This is a genomic window from Hypericibacter adhaerens (assembly GCF_008728835.1).
Taxonomy (GTDB): Bacteria; Pseudomonadota; Alphaproteobacteria; order Dongiales; family Dongiaceae; genus Hypericibacter; species Hypericibacter adhaerens.
The window spans coordinates 4,640,157-4,655,635 of the sequence record NZ_CP042582.1 but is presented as its reverse complement, the minus strand read 5'-3'; the positions used below and the strand labels follow the sequence as shown (position 1 = coordinate 4,655,635).

General features: G+C 67.4%; 12 protein-coding genes. 9 read left to right on the top strand and 3 right to left on the bottom strand.

The features are described from left to right. Nucleotides 1-15: 15 nt before the first annotated feature. Together FRZ61_RS20835 and FRZ61_RS20830 are read right to left on the bottom strand one after the other, a co-directional pair. On the bottom strand, nt 16-837 hold the full coding sequence (locus FRZ61_RS20835; protein ID WP_225308926.1) for an alpha/beta fold hydrolase: 822 nt from the start codon (nt 835-837) through the stop codon (nt 16-18). A 252-nt stretch (nt 838-1,089) separates the two neighbouring features. Further along, nucleotides 1,090-1,947, bottom strand: a complete 858-nt coding sequence (locus tag FRZ61_RS20830) for an aspartate dehydrogenase (RefSeq protein ID WP_151119542.1) — start codon at nt 1,945-1,947, stop codon at nt 1,090-1,092. Between the two features lie 352 nt (nt 1,948-2,299). Between FRZ61_RS20830 and FRZ61_RS20825 the strand changes: the two genes are divergently transcribed. From FRZ61_RS20825 to FRZ61_RS20810, 4 genes are all read left to right on the top strand, one after another. Then, nucleotides 2,300-3,808: an MltF family protein gene (locus FRZ61_RS20825; RefSeq protein ID WP_191909135.1), complete on the top strand. Its 1,509-nt coding sequence runs from the start codon at nt 2,300-2,302 to the stop codon at nt 3,806-3,808. 23 nt (nt 3,809-3,831) lie between these two features. After that, a complete protein-coding gene (locus FRZ61_RS20820) occupies nt 3,832-6,063 on the top strand; it encodes a mechanosensitive ion channel family protein (protein WP_191909134.1) in 2,232 nt (743 codons plus the stop codon). A gap of 91 nt (nt 6,064-6,154) precedes the next feature. Next, a complete protein-coding gene (locus tag FRZ61_RS20815; RefSeq protein WP_151119539.1) occupies nt 6,155-6,913 on the top strand; it encodes an SDR family oxidoreductase in 759 nt (252 codons plus the stop codon). Nucleotides 6,914-6,963: 50 nt separating this feature from the next. After that, entirely contained in the window at nt 6,964-7,338 is a 375-nt protein-coding gene (locus FRZ61_RS20810; RefSeq protein ID WP_151119538.1) for a hypothetical protein, read from the top strand. Between the two features lie 6 nt (nt 7,339-7,344). Here FRZ61_RS20810 and FRZ61_RS20805 read toward each other — a convergent pair whose 3' ends face one another. After that, nucleotides 7,345-8,430: a LacI family DNA-binding transcriptional regulator gene (locus FRZ61_RS20805; RefSeq protein WP_191909133.1), complete on the bottom strand. Its 1,086-nt coding sequence runs from the start codon at nt 8,428-8,430 to the stop codon at nt 7,345-7,347. 477 nt (nt 8,431-8,907) lie between these two features. Here FRZ61_RS20805 and hisD point away from each other — a divergent pair, with 477 nt between their 5' ends. From hisD to FRZ61_RS20780, 5 genes are read left to right on the top strand one after another with little or no spacing between them, the layout of a single operon-like run. Further along, nucleotides 8,908-10,188 carry a histidinol dehydrogenase gene (gene hisD, locus FRZ61_RS20800; protein WP_151119536.1) on the top strand — a complete coding sequence of 427 codons (1,281 nt, stop codon included), beginning with the start codon at nt 8,908-8,910 and terminating at the stop codon, nt 10,186-10,188. 57 nt (nt 10,189-10,245) lie between these two features. Beyond that, nucleotides 10,246-11,292, top strand: coding sequence for an MBL fold metallo-hydrolase (locus tag FRZ61_RS20795; protein WP_151119535.1), 1,047 nt, complete (start codon nt 10,246-10,248; stop codon nt 11,290-11,292). 38 nt (nt 11,293-11,330) lie between these two features. After that, nucleotides 11,331-12,671: a sugar ABC transporter substrate-binding protein gene (locus tag FRZ61_RS20790; protein ID WP_151119534.1), complete on the top strand. Its 1,341-nt coding sequence runs from the start codon at nt 11,331-11,333 to the stop codon at nt 12,669-12,671. A gap of 28 nt (nt 12,672-12,699) precedes the next feature. Continuing rightward, on the top strand, nt 12,700-14,361 hold the full coding sequence (locus FRZ61_RS20785; RefSeq protein ID WP_191909132.1) for a sugar ABC transporter ATP-binding protein: 1,662 nt from the start codon (nt 12,700-12,702) through the stop codon (nt 14,359-14,361). Nucleotides 14,362-14,363: 2 nt separating this feature from the next. Then, nucleotides 14,364-15,347: an ABC transporter permease gene (locus tag FRZ61_RS20780; protein ID WP_225309278.1), complete on the top strand. Its 984-nt coding sequence runs from the start codon at nt 14,364-14,366 to the stop codon at nt 15,345-15,347. Nucleotides 15,348-15,479: the final 132 nt, after the last annotated feature.

Genomic DNA, 15,479 nt, shown 5'->3' with positions numbered 1-15,479 from the left:
TCGATATTCCTTGCCTCACACCGCCTTTTTCGCCGTCGCGCGGCGCCCGATCCCGGCATGGAAATCGCGGATCGTCCGGGCGAACTCGGCCGGTCGCGACAGCATGAAGAGATGGGCGGCCTCGGGCACTTCCTGGAACCGGGCGCCGGGGATGGCCCCGGCCAGCTCGCGGCCCTGGATCGGCGAGGCCAGGATGTCGTCCGCGCCCTGGAGCACCAGGGTCGGGAGCGCGACCTTGCCCAGGCGCGCGCTCGCGTCGTGGTCGCGGCAGAACTCGAGCTGGCGCCTGTAGCCGACGGGATCGGGCGGATTGGCGCCGACCGCGGCCTCCACCATCGCCACCGTCTCGGCGTCGTCGCGGAAGGCGCGCGGCGAGAACAGGAACATTACCGCCAGCTTGAAATGCTCGGCGAGGCCGAGCTTCTCGATCAGCGTCTCGCGCACCTGCCACATGCGGTCGGTCCAGGCGTCGGACTTGACATAGGAGGAGGCCAGCAGCAGCGAACGCAGGCGGTCCGGGAAGCGCAGGGCCAGCTCCTGGCCGATCATGCCGCCGAAGGAGATGCCGACGAAATCGGCTTGGCCGATGCCGGCATCGTCGAGCACCGCCGCCATGTCCGCGGCGAGCAGGGCGCCGTCATAGCGCAGGTCGGGCTTGTCGCTCTGGCCGGCGCCGCGCGGATCGACCGTGACGACGCGATGGGTCGAGGCCAGCTCGGCGCTGATTTTGGCCAGCTGGCGCGTGCTGCCGCCCAGCCCGGGCACGAGCAGGATCGCGTTACCCTCGCCCTCCACGACGTAGTGGATTCTGGCGCCTCCACTGTTCGCGAACGGCATGGCGGTCCTCGATCTCCGCGGCTCAATTCGATGCGGAAGAACCCGCGCAGGACGTCGCCAAAAGCCCGAAGCACCGCAGCCCGTCGCGTGATCGCGCATGCCGCGAGGACCGTTGGCCGGTTCTCTCGCACACTCCCCTCTGCGAGAGAGGCTAAATCAGGCCAGCGTTCTGACAAGAGCAATTAATAGAAACTAGCGTTGCCAAAATGAGAACGCTGGCTCTGCATAGCCGATGGCGCCGGAACCGGTCTCTCAGCCCACCCGGATGGCGGCCCCGGCCTCGTCGATCAGCGTTCGCCACAGGCTGAAGGCGGTGAGCATCGAGGTCTTCGGGTTGGTCGGCGACGGCCTGCCCTGGATCTCGATCCGCGCATGGCCGAACGCGCCCTCATAGTCGAGCGCGTGCAGATTGCCGCGCGCCGCCGGGTCGGCGATCAGCCGGACCCGGGTCTCGTCGAAGCCGATGCCGGCGAGCGCCACCGTGGCGGTGACGTTGGCGTTCATCGGATAGCGGCTCGAGGCCTCGCGCGCGCTGCCTTCGAAAAAGGTCGCGGGTTCTGTCAAGCCGTCGAGATCGACGGCCGTCTCCGCCGCCGTGCCGCGCCAGGCATTGACCGGCTTCGTGCCGCTATAGACCACGCGGGTGAGCCCGCCATGGCGCGCGGCGGCCAGCCCGTCGATGCCGACGATGGCGCCCGACGGCACCAGGATGCGCCGGCCCCGTTCCCGGCTGAGGGCGCGCATGCGCGCCTCGAAGGCGCGATCCGAGAAGGCGCCGGACGCGAGCGTGACCAGATCGCAACCTGCCTCCAAGACCGGCTCGCCGAAGACTTTCAAGGCCGCGTGGCCGGCGCATTCGGCGACGATGTCGGGGCGGACCGCCAGCAGGTCGGGGACGCTGGTCGTCACCGGCGCGCGTCCGCCGAGCCAGGCTTCGGCTTCGGCCGCGCGTGGCGCGCGGACCAGGACTCCCACCAGCGCGACCCGGCCTCCGCCTTCGCGCCAGCAGAGCTCGATCATCGAGCGCGCGATATTGCCGAGGCCGATCACGGCCAACCGCAGGGGTTGATGCCGGATCGCTGTCGTTTCCTGTCGCCGCTCGCCTGCCATGCTGCTGCCTTGTCGTTTCGTTCCTTCGCCCTCGGTCCGGGGGAACCGGCGGGGAGGAGACCCTGTGGCACGGCGCGCCCTTTGACAAGATGCCGGCTGCCCGGCCGCTCCCGGATCGGACCCGCGGCCCCATGCCGGGCCTGGATTCAATTCTCAGAAAATGCCCGTCAAGGCCCGGCTAAGGGGAAAGCCGGATAGCCGCGGTTTCGCCATTCGATGATAGAATGGAATGGCCGGGCCGGGTCCTGGGTCCGTGGATGGGAGTTCCGCAATGTTCGCCTTTGCTCTCGCTTCGTCTGAGCGGTGCCTTGCGACCCTGGCGCCGCTCCTGAGCCGTCGCTGCAGATTGGCTTTGCCGAAGAGCCTTCTCGCGGCCGCCCTTGTCGCCCTGGCGATGACGCTGGCCCCCGCGGCCCGTGCCGCGATGGGCACGGACGAAACCGCGGCGCCACCCGAGAGCGCCGAGGAGAAGGCGGTCGACGCGCTGGTCCAGGCCGCGCTCAAGCCCTGGAAGGGCGATTTCGACGAGATGGTGAAGCGCCGCTTCATCCGCGTGCTCACCACCTACAACCGGATCAACTATTTCACCGACAAATACCGCGAGCGCGGGGTCACGTACGACACGATGAAGATCTTCGAGGACGAGCTCAACAAGAAGCTCGGCCTCAAGCTGCTCGACCGCGTCCATGTCATCTTCCTGCCCGTCAGCCGGGACAGGCTGATCTCCGGCCTCGAGGAAGGAATCGGCGACATCGCCGCGGCCAACCTGACGATCACGGACGACCGCCTCAAGCATGTCGATTTCTCGACGCCTTTCGCCGACACGGTGAAGGAGGTGCTGATCACGGGACCCGGCTCGCCGCCGATCGCCACGATCGACGATCTTTCGGGCAAGGAAGTCGTGGTGCGCCAGTCCTCGAGCTATTACGAGAGCCTGCTGGCGTTGAACGAGAAGTTCAAGGCGGCGGGCAAGCCCGAGGTCACGATCACGCTCGCCGACGAGGATCTGGAGGACGATGCCATCGCCGAGATGGTCAATGCCGACCTCTACCCGGCCATGGTGATGGACGAGCACAAGGCCAAGCTCTGGTCCAAGGTCTTCACCAACATCAAGGTGCATCCCGATATCACGCTGCGGGAAGGCGGGCAGATCGCCTGGGCGATCCGCAAGGACAGCCCGAAGCTGATGGCGGTGGTCGACGACTTCGTCTCGCGGCACAAGGTCGGCACCTCGATGACCAACCAGATCCTCAAGCGCTATCTGGTTTCGACCCAGTTCGTGAAGAATGCGAACGCCGATGCGGAGCGCAAGAAGTTCAACGAGATGGTGGGCTTCTTCCGCAAATATTCGGACCAGTATCACTTCGACTGGCTGATGATGATCGCCCAGGGCTATCAGGAATCCCGGCTCGACCAGAGCGCCAAGAATCCGTCGGGCGCGCTCGGCATCATGCAGGTTCTGCCGACGACGGCCGCCGGCAATCCGATCAACATCCCGAACATCACCGTGGCCGACCGGAACATCGAGGCCGGCATCAAATACATGCGCTTCATGGTGGACGAGTATTTCAACGATCCCGCCATCAACGAGGTCAACCGGCATCTCTTCGCTTTCGCCGGCTACAATTGCGGGCCCAACCGCCTCGACCGCCTGCGCAAGAAGGCCGCCGAGCAGGGGCTCGACCCCAACAAGTGGTTCAACAATGTCGAGGTGATGGTGGCCCGCAGCGTGGGCCAGGAGACGGTCAATTACGTCAGCAACATCTTCAAGTATTTCGTCGCCTACAAGCGCATCGAGGATCAGAGGCTCGCCATCGAGGCGGCGAAGCAGCAGGCGACCGAGCAAGGCACGCAGCCATGACGATGCGGCGGCGGATGCTCCCTTTGCTCCGTCTCCCGCGGGCCGGGCGGCTTCTGCTCGCAGCCCTGCTGCTTCTGGGCCTGACCGGCCTCGCCGAGGCCAAGTCGCCCCCGGCCGCGGCACCGCCGCCGCCCGATCTCGACAGCGTGCTGGCCGCCTTCCCCAACGGCATGACCGAGGCGCAGCTCGACGCGGTGCTGGGGGTGACGAGCGACAAGACGCTGCGGGAGGCGCTGCGCAAGCGCCTGCTGGGGGAGATGGCGGCGCGGCAGGCCGCCGCTGCGGAACCCCAGAGCGATCTGCTCAAGATCTATGCCGAGCGGCTGCAATTGCTGCCCGCCAGCTATGCGGCGCTCCCGGACAGCCTCGCCGTGGTCTTCTCCCGCGGCGCCGATCGTTCGGCGCTGGGCGGGGCCGTTCGTTGGATCGGCGCCATCGTGATCGTCCTGGCCGCGGGGGCCGTCGGCATGGCGGCGATGCGCGCGCTGCTGATGCCGGTGCGCCGGCGCATCCGCGAGCAGGCGCTGGCCGCCGACCGGGTCGCGGTCGGCATGCTGGTGTTCCGGCTGATCCTCGACCTGGTGGAGATCGCGGCCTTCCTCGCGGCCGCCGCACTCGCCTATGCCGCCTTCGAGCCGGTCGATCCGGCGGCACCGCAGGTTCTCATGATCGTGCTGAAGAGCGTGGCGGTCGTGCTGCTGGTGAGCCGCGTCGTACTCTTCTTCTGCGACACGCAGAGCGCCGGGATGCGCTTGCTCGCGGTGGACGATGCGGCCGCGCGCGCGCTTCATCGCCTGCTCGTGACCGCCACGATCCTGACCGTGACGGTCGCGGCCGCGATCCGGATCCTGCGGGCGATGGGGCTCGACATGGACAGCCGGGTGGCGCTCGCCCTCCCGCTCAGCCTCATTCCCTTCGTCTACCTCATCGCCGCGGCCTGGCGGCATCGCGCCCGGGTGTCCCAGCGGCTGCGCCACTGGCTGACGCTCGACCAGGGCCGCAACATGATGGTCGATGCCTGGCCGGTTCTCCTGACCGGCTATCTGGCCATCCTCTGGATCGTCATCGCGGACGGCATCCTGCGGGCGCAGGAACAGACGGCGCCCCGCGCGCTGGCGAGCCTGCTGATCCTGCTGTCGGTGCCCCTGATCGCCTGGCTGATCCATCGCCCGCTGGCCCGGTTCTACGGCGTGACCATCCTGGCGGCGGCCGGCGACGGCGAGACGGGACCGCAGGCCGATCCGCCCGCGGTCGAAAGCTCGGCGCTGAAGCAGGTGCAGCGGCTGATGCGGGCGGTCTGGTTCGTGCTGGTCGTCGGGGCGGCGCTCCTGACCTTCCATATCTGGGATTTCGACCCGAGCGCGCAGCTCGGCATCGGCAGCTACGCGGTCCGCATCCTGTTCGATATCGGCGTGGTGCTGCTGCTGGGCTATGTCGGCTGGGCGCTGATCGTGCGTTCCATCGACCGCGCGATGGAGAACGCCAAGGCGGGCGGCGTCACGACCAAGGCGCAGCGCCTGGCGACCCTGCTGCCGCTCCTGCGCAAGTTCCTCCTGGTCACGCTGGTCTTCATGGTCGCGATGATCGTGCTGGCCTCGATGGGGGTGGAGATCGGGCCGCTGCTCGCCGGTGCCGGCGTGGTCGGCATCGCGATCGGGCTCGGCGCGCAGCAGACCATCGCCGACATCCTCGCCGGCATCTTCTTCCTGCTCGAGGACAGCTTCCGCATCGGCGACTATGTCGAGGTCGGCAGCCTCAAGGGACAGGTGGAGAGCATCTCGCTGCGCTCGATGAAGCTGCGTCACCAGCGCGGCCAGGTCCATACCCTGCCGTTCGGCCAGATGAAGTCGCTCACCAACTACACGCGCGACTGGGCGCTGATCCGGCTCGAGTTCCGCGTGACGCCGGAGACCGATCTCGATCTGGTCAAGAAGCTGGTGAAGAAGATCGGCAAGGAGCTGCAGGACGACCCGGCGCTGGGGCCCGGCTTCATCGAGCCGCTGAAGTCGCAGGGCATCCGCAATGTCGAGGACGGCGCCATCGTGATCGGCATCAAATACATCGCCAAGCCCGGCACGCAGTTCCTGATCCGCAAGGCGGCCTATGAGAAGCTGATCGACGCCTTCCGCGAGAACGGGATCGAGCTGGTCGGGCGCGGCGTGGTGGTGCGCGTCGAGAGCGATGCCAAGATCCCGGCCGAGGCGATCGGGGCCGCGGCAGCCGAAGCCCTTCAGAAGCAGGGAGAGCATGGTTGATGCCCGCCGGCGGGACCCGGCTTGACCTGAGGCGCCGGCCCTGGGATAGCTGCCTTGTCCGGGCGGCGAAGCAGGATCAAGGGGTGAAGCGATGACCACGGGCGGCAAGGCGGCGGTCGTGACGGGCGCGGGCAGCGGCATCGGCCGCGCCGTCGCCCTCGGCCTGATCGGGGCGGGCTACGCCGTCGCCCTCGCCGGGCGTCGGGAAGACGCGCTCCAGGAAACCGCGGCGCTGGGCAAGAAAGGCCCGGGCCGCGGCCTGGTGGTCGCGGCCGATGTGGGCGACCCCGCGGCGGTGGCCCGTCTCTTCGACCGGACCAAGGCCGCCTTCGGTCGCCTCGACCTGCTCTTCAACAATGCCGGCACCTTCGGGCGCGGCGTGCCCTTCGACGAGATCCCGGTCGAGGACTGGAAGCGGGTCGTCGATGTGAATCTGACGGGCATGTTCCTCTGCGCGCAGGCCGCCTTCCGGATCATGAAGGCGCAACAGCCCAAGGGCGGGCGCATCATCAACAACGGCTCGATCTCGGCCCATGCGCCGCGGCCGAACTCGGCGCCCTACACCTCGACCAAGCATGCCGTCACGGGCCTGACCAAGTCGATCGCGCTCGATGGGCGCGTCCACGACATCGCCTGCGGCCAGATCGACATCGGCAACGCCTCGACCGACATGACCGACAAGATGAAAAGCGGCGTGCCGCAGGCGAACGGCACGCTGGCACCCGAGCCCACCATGGATGTCGGCAATGTCGTCGAAGCGGTGCTGTTCATGGCGGGCCTCCCGCCCGACGCGAATGCGCTGTTCCTGACGGTGATGGCGACCAAGATGCCTTTCGTGGGGCGCGGCTGAGCTTCGGCACGCCCGGACCGGATCCCTGCAACGGACTCTGAGAGGAAACCATGCCGCTCGCGTTTCGTCCGATGTTCCTGATGGCGCTCCTCGTGACCGCGATGGCCGCGGCCCTCCTGCGGCCGGCCGAGGCGGGGCCCCTGGTCGATCCGTTCGGCCGCGGCGCCTACAAGCTCAGCGACCAGGACATGGAGCTGCTGAAGGGGGCGGTGCGCGAGGTGCTGGAGAAGCGGCAAGTGGGGGCCACGGCCGAATGGTCGGATCCCGCCTCCGGCAAGGCCGGCCGGGCGACGCTGCTCGACGTGTTCACCCGCGACGGCATGCCCTGCGGCCAGGTCGAGCATGTCTTCACCAAGGGCGAGGGCCGCACCTACCAGCTTCCCTTCTGCCAGATGGCCGACGGCCGCTGGAAGATCGCGTTCTGATCTCCGTCAGGAGGCCCGGCTCTGCCGGGCCGGCGTCGAGGTCGAGCGACGCACCACCAGGTCGGTGGTGAGCTCGACGCGCTGATCGCCCGGCTTCCCCTCGATCGCCGCCAGCAGCATCTCGGTCGCGCGCCGTCCCATATCGTCCGCGGGCACGCGGACGGTGGTGAGCTGCGGGTGCATATATTGCGAGATCGGCAGATCGTCGAAGCCCACGATCGACATCTGCTCCGGCACCTTCACCCCCGCCTCCTGGCACTCGTACATGGCGCCGATGGCCTGGATGTCGTTGGCGCAGAAGACGGCGGTCGGGCGCGAGCGGTGATGCAGGATCGCATGCATGGCGCTGCGCCCCTCGACGAACTCGAAGTCGCGCTCGAAGATCAGGTCGGCCACCACCGGCAGCCCGTGCCGTGCGAGGCAGCTCTCGAACGCCTCGCGCCGCGCCAGCGCCCGGTCGTTGACGTCGGTGCGCCCGCAGATGAGCCCGATGCGCCGATGGCCGAGCGCGATCAGATGCTCGACCGCGGCGATGGTGGCCTTGCGGTTGTCGAACGAGACCGAGGGCAGGGTGGAATCGGCGGTGAGCTGCCAGGTGATGACGAAGGGCACGCCGTTGCGCCGGATCTTCTCATAGGTCGCGGCCGAGCGCGCCTCGCCGGTCAGGACCAGCCCGTCGACGCGCCGCTCGAGCAGCTTCTGGATCAGGACCTCCTCGCGCGCCGGCGAGAATTCGGAGACGCCGACCAGCACGCTGTAGCCCTTCTGCTGGGCGATGCGCTGCACGGCCTGCGTCGACGAGGCGTAGATCGAGTTGGTGATGGTGGGGATCAGGAGCCCGACCGTGCGCGAACGCCGCGAGGCGAGGCCCACGGCGAAGCCGTCGAGCACATAGTGATTGCGCTTGATCGCGGCCTGGATGCGCTCGCGCGCCTCGGCGCTGACTTTCTCGGGCTGGTTGAGCGCGCGCGAGACGGTCGCGGTCGAGACGCCGGCTTCGGCGGCGATGCGATGGATCGTGACGCTGCCGCCAGGGCGCGGACGAGCGCTGCGCTTGGCGCGCCGTGCCGCCTTGGGGTTGTTGTCTGCCATGGGCAATGTCCTAAGACGCCGCCGTGTCCATTGCAATGCGGTTGCCGGAAACCGCAAACGCAGCATCGGCTTGGCTGATCGTTCAACAGGGAAGCGCACGGAGCCGGGCGGCGGCGAATGAGCGTCTGCCGCATCGCGGCAAGGGAGAGCACCGCTCGGGTGGACCGGTCGCTTTCGTGGTTGCCTTTTATATGTAAACGCTTACACTCGATTCCGCAATCCGGACCACCGCCGCCAAGAATGCGGGGCCGGGCTTGCGCCTTGAGCAGGGCACGACCAGGGAGGGCTCAAATGATTCTTGTGCCACCGCCAAGAAAATCTCGCGTGCGCGCGGGCTTCCCCTCGCTTTCATTGGCTTCGACGGAAGGCGTCCCGACCGGTACGCCCTCCGCCCGGGGCCCCATCTTCGATCCCGGAATGTAAAGGGTTGCATTCATGCGGGATCCTCGAGGGCCCCGCAGGAGCAAGTGAAAAGACATGCGTCGATACATCAAGAAGGCACCGCCCAAGGCACCGCGCGATCTGAGCCGCATCGAGGAGACGGTGCGCCGGATGCTGGCGGACATCGCCGCCAACCGCGACGAGGCCGTCGCCCGCTATGCGCGCGAGCTCGATCGCTGGCAGGGCAAGGATTTCCGCGTCTCCGAGGACGAGATCCGCAAGGTGGCGGCGAGCCTGCCGGAATCCTTCAAGGAGGATTTCGCCTTCTGCAAGCAGCAGGTGACCGACTTCGCGCGCCGGCAGCGCGACTCCATGCACGAGTTCGAGGTCGAGACCCAGGACGGCATCCGGCTGGGCCAGAAGCATATCCCGGTCGAGGCGGTCGGCTGCTACATCCCCGGCGGCAAATATCCCCTGGTCTCGGCCGCCATCATGAGCGTGGGCACCGCCCGGGTCGCGGGCGTCGGCTACATCACCGCCTGCGCCCCGCCGCGCGACGGGGTCGCGATCTTCCCCCCGACGCTCTATGCGCTCCATGCCTCGGGCGCCGACGAGATCTATGCCCTGGGCGGCGTGCAGGCGATGGCGGCGATGGCCCATGGCTGCGTCGGCATGCGCCCCGTGGACATGATCACCGGCCCCGGCAACGCCTTCGTCGCCGAGGCCAAGCGCCAGCTCTTCGGCACGGTCGGCCTCGACCTGATGGCGGGCCCGACCGAGATCCTCGTCATCGCCGACGACAGCGCCGACCCGGCGCTGGTCGCGACCGATCTCTTGGGCCAGGCCGAGCATGGGCCCGACAGCCCGGCCTGGCTGGTCACGACCTCCGAAGCCTTCGGCAAGGCGGTCGCCGCCGAGATCGAGCTCCAGCTCAAGACGCTGCCGACCGCCGAGATCGCTTCGGTCGCCTGGCGCGACAACGGCGAGATCGTGGTGGTGGAGGGCGACGAGGAAGCGGTTGCCGTCAGCGACGAATACGCGCCCGAGCATCTCGAGGTGATGACGCGCCGGCTCGACTTCTACCTCGCCAAGCTGCGCAACTATGGCAGCCTCTTCCTCGGCGAGGAATGCACGGTCGCCTATGGGGACAAGGGTGTCGGCACCAACCACACGCTGCCCACCGGCCGCGCGGCCCGCTACACCGGCGGGCTCTGGGCCGGCAAGTTCATCAAGACCGTGACCTATCAGCATCTGTCGCCGGAGGCGAGCCGGCGGATCGCGCCCATCATGGGCCGCGTCTGCCATGTCGAAGGCATGCTCGCCCACGAGATCACGGCCGACGTCCGGTATCGCCGCTACGCGCCCAAGAACGCCTGATGATTCACGCCTGATGATCACGAGCCACTCGACCTGGAGAGAGGGAGGACCCGCGACATGATCTTCTTCTGGGCGGAAACGCCGGATGGCTGGGGCATTCCCGGGATTCACGGGCCCCTGGCCGAGGACGAGCTCGACGGCTATGTCCAGAGCGGCGTCTATCTGATCCGCGGCAAGGGCGAGAATCTGCTGATCGACAGCGGCAACTGGACGCTGCCCGAGTACAACAACGGCATGGGCGAGTTCCTGGTCGAGCTGCTCGACAAGGAGAAGAACGCGCTCAAATACATCTTCATTACCCATTTCCACTACGACCACACCGGCAACGCCGCCATGCTGAAGAAGCGCTATGGCGCGCAGGTCGTTTGCCATCCGCTCGACCGTCCGATCATCGAGGATCCGATGATCGTCACCCGACGCGACAACATCACCCGGTTCGGCACCACGCCCGAGGCGATCCTCGAGGATTTCAACCTGAAGCCGGGCGAGAGCTTCGGCCTCTCCGATCCCGAGATCGTCCGCAAATACTGGAACTTCCCGGTCGAGGTCGACCGCTCGGTCGAGGATGGCGACGTTCTCGACGTCGGCGGGCTCAAGCTCGAGGTCGTCCATCTGCCGGGCCACTGTCCCGGCCATGTCGGGCTCTGGAACCCGAACACCCGCACGCTCTATCCGGGCGACCTCATGCATTACCCAACGCCGCTCGGGCCCTATCCGATCGGCGACGCCAAGGCCCATTCGCACTCGATCCAGCGCTGCATCGATTTCCAGCCGGAGCTGCTGCTGGAGGGCCACGGACTCTCGGCTTATTCGAAGGACAGCTCCTTCCGCCGCATGAAGCACATGCAGATGCAGCAGCGCGATACCCAGGCGCGCGTGCTGTTCGTGCTGCGCCGCGAGAAGAAGCCGGTGACGATCAGCGAGCTGCTGCCCGAGGTCATGCCGATCAAGACCGACCTCAACTACACGGTCTCGACCGGCATCGGCGAGCGCCACTGCTATGCCGAGGCCTGCATCCAGACCCATCTGCTCTGGCTCGTCGAGCAGGGCAGGGCCGAACGCATCCGAGAAGACGGCAAGATCAAGTTCGTCGCGAAACCATAACAACGCCAGCAGCGAGAAGACACAGGGAGAATTCGACCATGGCCAAGCGTCTCGATCCCCGGCTCTTTCCCGACTACACGCAGAAAAAGGTCGTCGACAGCGCCATGGAGCGCCTCGACCTGCACGGCTTCACCCGCCGGCAGTTCCTCTCCTTCGCCTCCGCCAGCGCGATCGCGGCGGCGACCGCCGTCACTCTCGGCAAGCCCGCGGTCGCCATCGCCGATCCCAGCGGCAAGATCGCGCATCTGATGATGACGCTGCAGCTCGAATATTGCGCCAATGCCGATGCCGGCGCGCATGGTGCCGCCAAGGCGCTGGGTCTCGGCATCACCTCGCTCGACGGCCAGCTCGATTCCGAGCGCCAGCTCAACCAGTTCGAGCAGCAGATCGCCGACGGCGTCAACGGCGTTCTGCTGCATGCGCCGGGCGGCGGCTCGATCAAGCGCATTGCCCAGCTCGCCAACGAGAACAAGGTCTGGCTCGACAATACCTGGGGCACGCTGCCCTGGTTCACGCCGTTCGAGGCGGGCGATTATTACACGCTCTATGCCGAGCCCGACGAGTTCTCGGCGCACCGCGCCGTGACGGTCGAGGTCTGCAAGGCGGTGAAGGAGAAGTTCGGCGGCGGCACCGTGGTGGGCGTGACCGGCATCGAGGGCAACTCGACCGATATCATCCGCAGCCGCGGCCGCGACGATGCCTTCAAGGACTTCCCCGAGATCAAGTTCGCGGGCTCCCTGCCCGGCAAGTGGAACCGCGAGGATTCGCAGAAGGCGATGGAGGACCTGATCTCGCGCTATCCCAAGATCGTCGGCGTGATCGCGCAGAACGACGACGTGGCCGACGGCTGCATCGCGGCGCTCAGGGCCGCCGGCATCCAGCCCGGCCAGGACGTGTTCGTCTCGGGCGCCGACGGCACCACCGGCGGTGCGGAAGCCATCAAGCAGGGCAAGCTGCTCGCCACCTCGGCCAACGTGCCGGCCTATATGGGGGCGTTCCTCTCGACCCGCCTCTACGACGTGATGAACGGATGGAAGCCGCGCGCCTCGGAGCGGATGATGAACTGGCGTTCGGTCGCCATGACCAAGAGCAATGTCGACGCCTATCTCAGCCGCTACGTCAACAATGACGGGGTGGATCCCTTCGACTACGAGAAGCTGTCGAAGGTGAAGCACCCGGACGATTGGGATCCTCAGGCCGAGGTCTTCCCGATGAATATCGACCAGGAATGGGGCGGGATCGACAAGCCGGCGGGCTGGGACTATCCGGCGGCCTATCGCGCGGCCCATGACGGCGGCGAGGCCAAGGCGGTCGCGGCGGAATATGCGGCCCACTACAAGATCGACTTCTTCGGCCCCTCGCCGATGAAGAAGGCCTGACCGGTCGGGAATGCGGCGGGCATCCGCGATGAGCCAAGCGCCAGGCGCCTCGCTGCCCGCCGCCGCCCCTTTCCGGGCCGGCCGTTCCGCCGCCATGACCGAAAGCGAGATCCTCCGGGTCGAGAACGTCAGCAAGAGCTTTGCCGGCGTGACCACGCTCGATTCGGTCAGCCTCAAGGCCCGGCGCAACCAGATTGTCGGCATCGTGGGCGAGAACGGCGCCGGCAAGACCACGCTCTTCAACATCATTTCCGGGATCATCGCGGCTGATGGCGGGCGCGTGCTGCTCGATGGCCGCGAGGTCCGGCCGGCCAATTACCGCGAGGCCTCGCTCCTGGGCATCTCCCGCGTGTTCCAGGAACAGGCGCTGATCCCCAACATCACCGTCTACGAGAACCTGCTCCTGGCGCATGAGGACCGTTTCGTGCGCTGGGGCCAACTGGTCGACCGCCGGCGCATGATCGAAGTGGCCGAGCGCGTGGTCTCGGCCATCGGGCTCGATATCGATGTGCGCAGGCCCGCCGGCGACTATGACTTCTCCGTCCGCCAGGCGATCGAGATCGCCCGGGCCTGCCTCGTGCCGCAGGCGGTGCTGGGGATCGAGCATCCCGTCATCCTGCTGGACGAGCCCACCTCGGCCTTGGCGCGCGCCGAGGAGGAGGCCTTCTTCCGGCTGGTCGCGGGGCTCAAGGAGCACGGGGCGGTGCTGTTCGTCTCGCATCGCCTCAACGAGGTGCTGCGCATCAGCGATGTCATCTATGTGATGAAGGACGGGCGCATCGTCGCCGAGGTCGACCCGGCCGAAGCGGACGAGCGCAAGCTCCACGGCCTGATGGTCGGCCGCGCGCGCGACGAGGACTACTATCACGAGCGCGGCCAGCGCTCGGTCGAGACGGCGCCGCCGGCCTTGCGGGTCGAGCATCTGTCGCGCCGCGGCGACTATCAGGACATCACCCTTACGCTGCGCCAAGGCGAGATCCTCGGAATCGGCGGGCTGCTCGATTCCGGCAAGTCGGCGTTGGGCAAGGGCATCGCTGGCGTGCGGGCGCCCGACCAGGGCACGGTCGCGATCGGCGATGACGCGCCCGCCCGCCCGCAGCTCTCGCGGCTGATGGCGCGCGGCTTCGGCTATGTGCCGGCCGAGCGGCATGCCGAGGGCATGATCACCGCCTTCCCGGTCTCCTGGAACCTCTCGCTCGCGAGCGGGGGCGACCTCTTCAGCTCCCATCTCGGCTATTGGCGCGGCCGGCTCGAGGCCAGCGTCAGCCGCCGCTTCATCGAGCGGTTGCGCATCAAGGCCAGCGGCCCTGCCGCCATCTGCGCCCGCCTCTCCGGCGGCAACCAGCAGAAGGTGGTGCTGGCCAAGTGGCTCTGCCGGGAACCCCGCGTGCTGGTTCTGGACAACCCGACCCGCGGCGTCGATGCCGGCGCCAAGGAGGAGATCTACGCCCTGATCCGCGAGCTCACGGGCCAGGGCGTCGCCGTGCTCCTCATCACCGACGAGCTCCTGGAACTGATCGGCCTCTCCAACCGTATCGCCATCATGAGCCAGGGCCGCATCAGCGCGGTCATCGCGGCTCCTGTGGGCGCCAAGCCGACCGAGGATGCGCTGGTGGCCCTGATGCTGGGCTACGAGGCCAACCGGACCGACGCCGCCCGGGGGACGCAGCCCCAGGGGACGTTACATTGAACGTGGAACGCCAGCGCCCGCCCGCCGCCGCGCTCCGACAGCAGGGGCTGTCGGCGAAGCTCGTCCTCTGGCTGCCGGTGGCGGTGGTCCTGGCGCTCATCCTGTTCTTTTCGGTCACGACCGATTCCTTCCTCACCCTGCGGAACCTGACCGCCATTTCCGGCCAGATGAGCGTCCTGCTGCTGGCCTGCCTGGGCGCCACCTTCGTGATCCTGATGGGCTCGATCGATCTCTCGGTCGGCGCCACGGTGCTGCTGACGGGCTCGGTCACGGTGCTGCTCATCAACGCGCTCGATCTCGGCATCGCGGCGGTGCCGGTCGCGATCCTTATCGGGCTGCTGCTGGGGCTGGTGAACGGCCTCATCTTCGCCTATGGCGCGATCCCGTCCTTCGTCGTGACGCTGGGCAGCCTCTCGGTCTTCACCGGCCTCGCCTGGAACCTGTTGCAGGGCCGCGCCTTGCGCTTCGATTCGGTGGCCTTCGAGAATCTCGCGATCGGCCAGGCGATCCCCTATGTCTCCAACATCGCGCTCTTCGCGCTGGCGGCCTGGGCCGTCTCGGTCTTCGTCTGCTTCCGCACCCGCTTCGGCCGCTACATGTACGTGATCGGCGGCGGCGAGGCCGTGGCACGGACCTCGGGCGTGCCGGTGCGGCGCTACAAGATCTATGCCTTCACCCTGTCGGGAGCGATGGCGGGGCTGGGCGGCGCCTTGGGCGTCGCGCGGCTCGGTGCCGCCGGCCCGACCCTGGGCTCGGAGCTGCTGCTCAACAGCCTCGCTGCGATCGTCGTGGGCGGCACCTCGCTCTCGGGCGGCGTCGGCGGGCTGCAGCGGACGCTGATCGGCGTCCTCATCATCACGCTGCTCGATAACGGCCTCAATCTCCTCGGCGTCAATCAATACACGCAGATGGTCATCAAGGGGATCGTCGTCATCGGCGCCGTCCTGATCAGCCAGGACCGCAGCAAGCTCATCGTCATGAAGTAGCGGCCGGAACGGCCCCATGGATATGCGCGACAAGAACGCTCGACCAAGAAGATCAAGGCCAAGACGCAAGCACAGGGATAGCGGAACAAGCGAGGGAGCAAGATGCGTAAGAAATTGACAGAGCTTTCATCA

Bases quoted from the DNA above. Each gene is read 5' to 3' on its own strand.
- FRZ61_RS20835 (WP_225308926.1), bottom strand. From the start codon at position 837: ATGCCGTTCGCGAACAGTGGAGGCGCCAGAATCCACTACGTCGTGGAG.
- FRZ61_RS20830 (WP_151119542.1), bottom strand. From the start codon at position 1,947: ATGGCAGGCGAGCGGCGACAGGAAACGACAGCGATCCGGCATCAACCC.
- FRZ61_RS20815 (WP_151119539.1), top strand. From the start codon at position 6,155: ATGACCACGGGCGGCAAGGCGGCGGTCGTGACGGGCGCGGGCAGCGGC.
- FRZ61_RS20810 (WP_151119538.1), top strand. From the start codon at position 6,964: ATGCCGCTCGCGTTTCGTCCGATGTTCCTGATGGCGCTCCTCGTGACC.
- FRZ61_RS20805 (WP_191909133.1), bottom strand. From the start codon at position 8,430: ATGGCAGACAACAACCCCAAGGCGGCACGGCGCGCCAAGCGCAGCGCT.
- hisD (WP_151119536.1), top strand. From the start codon at position 8,908: ATGCGTCGATACATCAAGAAGGCACCGCCCAAGGCACCGCGCGATCTG.
- FRZ61_RS20795 (WP_151119535.1), top strand. From the start codon at position 10,246: ATGATCTTCTTCTGGGCGGAAACGCCGGATGGCTGGGGCATTCCCGGG.
- FRZ61_RS20790 (WP_151119534.1), top strand. From the start codon at position 11,331: ATGGCCAAGCGTCTCGATCCCCGGCTCTTTCCCGACTACACGCAGAAA.
- FRZ61_RS20785 (WP_191909132.1), top strand. From the start codon at position 12,700: ATGAGCCAAGCGCCAGGCGCCTCGCTGCCCGCCGCCGCCCCTTTCCGG.